The sequence below is a fragment of the Acidovorax sp. HMWF018 genome (assembly GCF_003061035.1).
Taxonomy (GTDB): domain Bacteria; phylum Pseudomonadota; class Gammaproteobacteria; order Burkholderiales; family Burkholderiaceae_C; genus Acidovorax; species Acidovorax delafieldii.
In genome coordinates this window covers 1-5,235 of the sequence record NZ_QAIM01000517.1, presented here as the reverse complement: position 1 = coordinate 5,235, position 5,235 = coordinate 1, and the positions used below count along the sequence as shown (strand labels likewise).

Sequence of the window (5,235 nt, the reverse complement as noted above, 5' to 3'; positions counted from 1 at the left end):
GGCCCCGGTGGGTGAACAGCAGGTCTTCGTCAAACGCCATGCGGGCTTTCTTGGCACCCGTGCTGATCTGCACCGGCAGCGCCAGCCCGGCCAGCTGCGCATACGGCGCCCAGCCCGCGCCGTCAAAGGTCAGCGGCACCAGACCCGGCTTGCGCTCGACGAGCGGGATGTTGAACTGCTGCGCGAGCCGGTAGCCCAAGTCGGTGGCACCGATCTTGGGGATGGACAGGCCGCCCGTGGCAATGACCAGCGCACCCGCCGACACCGGACCGCGATCGGTATCAATTTGATAGCTGCCCCGGCATGATTCACTAGCGCTTGAGGCCAAAAAGGCTATTTTTTTGACGCCACAGGGCTGCCAGCGGGTCACGCCGCCCGCCTCACACTCGGCCAGCAGCATGGCGATGATGTCCTCGGCCGAGCGGTCGGCAAACAGCTGGCCCTTGTGCTTTTCGTGAAACGGGATGCCGTGCTTTTGCACCAGCGCGATGAAGTCGGCCGGCGTGTAGCGCGACAGCGCCGAGCGGCAGAACTGCGGGTTCTGCCCCACAAAGTGTTTGTGCGGCGCGGCCGGGTCCAGGTCGCGGTTGGTGAAGTTGCAGCGCCCGCCGCCCGAGATGCGGATCTTCTCGGCCACCTTGTCCGCATGGTCGATGAGCAAGACCTTCAGCCCCCGCTGGCCCGCCTGGCCCGCGCAGAACAAGCCGGCAGCGCCGGCGCCGATGATGATGGCGTCAAAAAATGGGATCGTCGGCACGGCGTGTGGATGCGGTTGGGAAAGGGGCTGATTGTGCCGACTTTGACCGCTCCGCTGCCTGCTACCCGTGGAGCACGCGCGGCCCATGCCAGTGACCGCCGCGCAAGGGCCGCCCCGCCGCGCTGGCGGTGTCCCCCTTCCCGAATTGCGTAGCAATTCGAGAGAAGGGGGAAGCGGCGCAGCCGCTCAGGGGGATGGTCAGAATTTCGCGCGCAAGGTCACGCTCAGATTGCGCGGGTCCGCATAGTTGCTGTAGTCCAGGTTGGCCCAGTACTTCTGGTTGGTCACGTTGTTCACCGCCAGCGTGGCGCTCACCTTGGGGTTGAACTGCCAGGACGCGCGCAGGTTGAGGATGGCCTTGGGCGACTGCTTCACCGTCACCGTGCCGCTGGGGTGCGGGATGTTGAAGCCCTCGATGGCGCTTTGCCAGGTCAGGTTGCCGCCCACCGACAGCGGTGCGAGCGCGCCCGACAGTTGGTAGTCCGTGCCCAGTTGCAGCAGGTAATCGGGCATGTTGGCGTAGATGAGGTCGGTGGGAGCGCGCGTGACCTTGGCGCGGGTCAGGCCTGCGCTCACGCGCCACTGCCGGGTGGCCATGCCTGCGAACTCCAGCTCGAAGCCGGTGGATTTGGTGCCGTTCACGGCCACGTAGGGCAGGGTGCCGTCGGGCAGCGGCGTGGTGATGGCGCTGTCGCGAATGCCGAAGTTGTCTTGCTTCGTCTGGAACACCGCAAAGTGCGCCTGGATGCGGCGCTCGAACAGCTCGGCCTTGAGGCCGGCCTCGGCATTGCTGCCGATGACGGGCGACAGCGGATTGTTGTTGCGGTCCTTGTAGTTCTGCGGGTTGAAGATGCGCGCGTAGCTGGCGTAGGCCGACAGCGTGGGTGTGATGTCGTACACGGCGCCGATGAAGGGCGTGACCTTGCGGTTTTCGTCCTGAATGGCTGAGCGGCCCGCATAGGCGCCCGTGGTGCCATAGGTGTCGGAGTGGCGGTGCCAGTCGGTCAGGCGCAGGCCGGTGAGCACCGACAGCGGGTCGGCCAAGCGCCAGCGTGCCGAGGCGAACAGGCCCGTCTGCTGCGTGATCTGTGTGCGCCAGGCGCCGGTCTTGGAATAGGTGGGCGCTGGCGCGTTGCCGTCCCAGGTGTAGATGTTGGGGATCACATAGCTCCAGCCCGCCACCGAGGTGTAGCCATCGGTGCGGGTGGCGGTGCGGGTGGAGCTCATGCCCACCACCAGGTCGTGCTTGCGGCCGCCCAGTTCGAACTTGCCCGACAGGTAGGCGTCCACCGTGTCCTGCGTTTCGCTGCCGCCGCTCACGGAGGCATACAGGGTCGTGCCCGCGCCGGTCACCGGGTTGATGAAGGGGGCCTGGCTGGTGGTGGCGCCATAGCCGTAGGTGCTCAGGCGGAAGGTGTCGCCCTCGGTGTGGTTCAGCGCGGCCTTCAGGCTCCAGTCGTCGTTGATCTGGTGGTCCAGCGTGGCATAGAGCGTGCCCGAGGTGCGCTCCCAGCGCGTCCAGGGCGGCGAGAAGCTGGTGGAGATCGGCAGGTCGATGGGCACGCCCGTGGTGGCAAAACGCGGGATGGTGCCCCAGATCGGCGCCTTGGGGTCGTTGGACTGGCGCTGGTAGCCCACCGACACCACGGTGGATGGGCCGATGTCGGCCTCCACCGCCGCCAGCAGGGCGGTCTTGTCCTCGGAGTAGCGGTCGCGGAAGCTCTCTTTCTTCTGCGGGGCCACGACCAGGCGGCTGCGCACGCTGCCGTCGCTGTTGAGCGGTGCGTTGATGTCCAGCTCGCCCCGGTACAGGTTCCACGACCCGGCGGTGAGCGCTACAGACGCGGCGAACTCGCGCTGCGGGCTCTTGCGGATCATGTTGATGGTGGCCGACGGCACGCCCACACCGGTCTGGATGCCGTTGGCGCCGCGCACGATGTCGATGCGCTCGTACAGCGCGGTGTCGAATTCCTGGTTGGTGCTGCTGCTGTAGCTGGGCAGGCCGTCGGTCTGGAAGTCGGTGATCTGGAAGCCGCGCGCGTAGTACAGCGGGCGCTGCGTGTCGTAGAAGCTCACGGCAATGCCGTTCACGTTGCGCAGCACGCTGTCGATGCTGGTGAGCGACTGGCGCTCGATCTGCGCGCGCGTCACCGTGCTGACGGACTGCGGCGTTTCGCGCGGTGTGAGCTGAAGGCGGGTGGACGCGCTCTCGCGCGCGCCTGACACGGTGACGCTGTCCAGCGCCTTGGGCTCCACGATCTGGTCGGTGCGGGTGGCGCCTGCAGGGGAGGTCTCGGTGGTATCTGCGGGTGACCCGGCGGTGGTCTGGGCACCGGCGGTGCCCATCATGTTGGCTGCGAGGAAGGCGGCCACCGCCAGCGGATGGAGGGCACAGACAAGGTGTCTACGGGGTGCGTGCATGAGAGGGCTCCTGAGGGAAATGCGTTGGCAGGCTGGCTGGCAACGCTCCTCCGACGGGATGCACGGCTGGCTGGGATTTGTAAAATTTTAAATACAAATGCGAACTATTCGCAAAAACATGGAGGATATGGCCCCAAGGTGCGGGTTTTTGTTGTTCTGGCGGCACAACGCACCGGGTGGGACGTAGCCCGCTGCACCCGGTAGCTGGGGTGATGCCTTTGTGTGGCGCTGTGGTGGTCACTGCGGCACGGTCACGCGGCGTGCCATGTCCTGCAGACCCGCTGGCGCCGAAGCCGCCAGCGAGTCGTGGCTCTCACTGCCGGTACACCCCGCCCGGGCCCACCACCGCAATGTCCACATAGTTGGACCCATGGTGGTTCTGCGGGCTGAACTGGTAGCTGAAGCCGCCCAGGTCCAGGTTGCCCAGGCCCTCCATGGCCGTGACCAGGCTGGCGCGTGTGACACCGGGGCCCGCAGCACGCAGGCCTTCGATGAGCACGCGTGCGTCCATGTAGCCGGTATAGCGGTCGTAGTCCGCCGGCTTGTCGTGGCGCTTCATGGAGGCCTGGAAGTCGCGCGTGAGCGCAATGGTGGGCTTGGTGGGGGACGGGCCGGTGCGCGCCACGGCCAGGCCACGCGCGTCGTCGCCCAGCGCCTTGAGCACGGCGCTGCCCGCACCCAGCGACAAGGTGTAGATGGGCACGCCCAGGTGCGCGCGGTTGGCCCGCACATAAGCCACCACGGACGGGCCTGCTGCCACCAGCAGCACAGCCTGCGGCTTTTGTGTGGCCAGGGCTTTGGCAGCATCGTTCGCGTCTTCACCCGAAGAGGCCAGTGCGTGCGAGCCAGCCAGCGCAGCACCCTCGGCGGCAATCGTCTTTTCCACCAGGGGCAGCAGCAGCTTGCCGAAGTCGTTGTTTTCGTAGGCCACGGCGATGCGCGAGGTCTGCACGGCCACCAGGTTGCGCACGATCTTCACCAGTTCGTCGGCATAGCTGGCGCGGGTGGTGAACAGGTAGGGGTGCTGCTGCGTGCGGACGGCGGGGCTGCCGGTGTACACGGAGATCAGCGGCAGCTTGGCCTGCGCCAGGTAGGGCAGCAGCGTCATGACCTGCGAGGTGCCGGCCACGCCAAACAGTGCCAGCACGCCGTCTTTTTCGCTCAGCTGCTTGGCGTTGTCCAGCGCACGGCGGGCGTCAAAACCATCGTCCAGCGACACCAGCCGGATCTTGCGGCCACCGATGCCGCCCTTGGCGTTGGCGTCTTCCACGGCGGCCTCCTGCCCCTCGTGGATGGGCGACAAAAACGGCGCCATGCCGCCTGACAGTGCGGTTGAGCGGCCGATGAGGATGTCTCCCTTGCCGCCGCTGGCGGGCTGTGCGCGGGCGGGCAGGCCAGCCAGGGCCGCGCTACCGGCCAGCGCAAGGACCAGGCTGCGGCGGCGCGCCAGGGGCAGCCCCTGGTCGGCGGGCCACGCATTTGCATTCGGGGTCTTCATCACACAGCATCTCCAGCAAAAAACCGATTCGAAGGGCTGCGAGGCCCCGAAGAGCGGCGATGGTAGGAGGGCGCTGTGCCCGGCACGCACCGGGTTTCTACCGGGGGCGCGTCATCTTAGGGACATGTGTCTATCCACCCACGGCTCTGACGGCACCCGCGCAAGACGGTGCGATTCGCCCCGCCCCATGCGGCGCGGTAGCATGTGGCATGGACCTGCCGAGGACAACACCATGACTTTGATCCGCTACGCCCTCTGTGCCCTGGCGCTGGGCTGCCTGGCCCCCGCCTGGGCCATCAACAGGTGCACGGACGCCAATGGCAAGGTGTCGTTCCAGGACGCGCCTTGTGCGGGTGAGGGCGAGAAGATCGACGTGCGCCCCACCACCCGTGGCGCCACCCCGGTGCAGCCCGCGGCAGCACCCGTTGGCGAGGGCGCATTCGGCCCCACCTGGCAGCGCAAGAACTACCTGCAGACCCAGGGCATCCCCCAGGCGCGCGCCGCTATCGAGCGCAACCAGCGTGAATGCACGGCCCAGCCCAATGCCGTGGCCACGGCA

The 5,235-nt window shown here is 67.1% G+C and carries 4 protein-coding genes; 1 reads left to right on the top strand and 3 read right to left on the bottom strand.

Going from position 1 to position 5,235, the window contains the following annotated elements:
* The 3 genes from DBR23_RS31490 to DBR23_RS22005 all read right to left on the bottom strand — a co-directional run.
* Window positions 1–757: aminoacetone oxidase family FAD-binding enzyme (locus tag DBR23_RS31490; protein WP_233250665.1), on the bottom strand; the 757-nt coding region annotated here is incomplete at its 3' end.
* A 198-nt stretch (window positions 758–955) separates the two neighbouring features.
* Window positions 956–3,178: a TonB-dependent siderophore receptor gene (locus tag DBR23_RS22010; RefSeq protein ID WP_108499581.1), complete on the bottom strand. Its 2,223-nt coding sequence runs from the start codon at window positions 3,176–3,178 to the stop codon at window positions 956–958.
* 313 nt (window positions 3,179–3,491) lie between these two features.
* A complete protein-coding gene (locus DBR23_RS22005; protein ID WP_108499580.1) occupies window positions 3,492–4,676 on the bottom strand; it encodes an ABC transporter substrate-binding protein in 1,185 nt (394 codons plus the stop codon).
* 232 nt (window positions 4,677–4,908) lie between these two features.
* Between DBR23_RS22005 and DBR23_RS22000 the strand changes: the two genes are divergently transcribed.
* Window positions 4,909–5,235, top strand: a 327-nt coding sequence (locus DBR23_RS22000) for a DUF4124 domain-containing protein (RefSeq protein ID WP_108499586.1), incomplete at its 3' end; no start/stop codon positions are given.

Excerpts from the sequence above, each read along its gene's own strand:
- DBR23_RS22010 (WP_108499581.1), bottom strand. The coding sequence starts at position 3,178 with ATGCACGCACCCCGTAGACACCTTGTCTGTGCCCTCCATCCGCTGGCG.
- DBR23_RS22005 (WP_108499580.1), bottom strand. The coding sequence starts at position 4,676 with ATGAAGACCCCGAATGCAAATGCGTGGCCCGCCGACCAGGGGCTGCCC.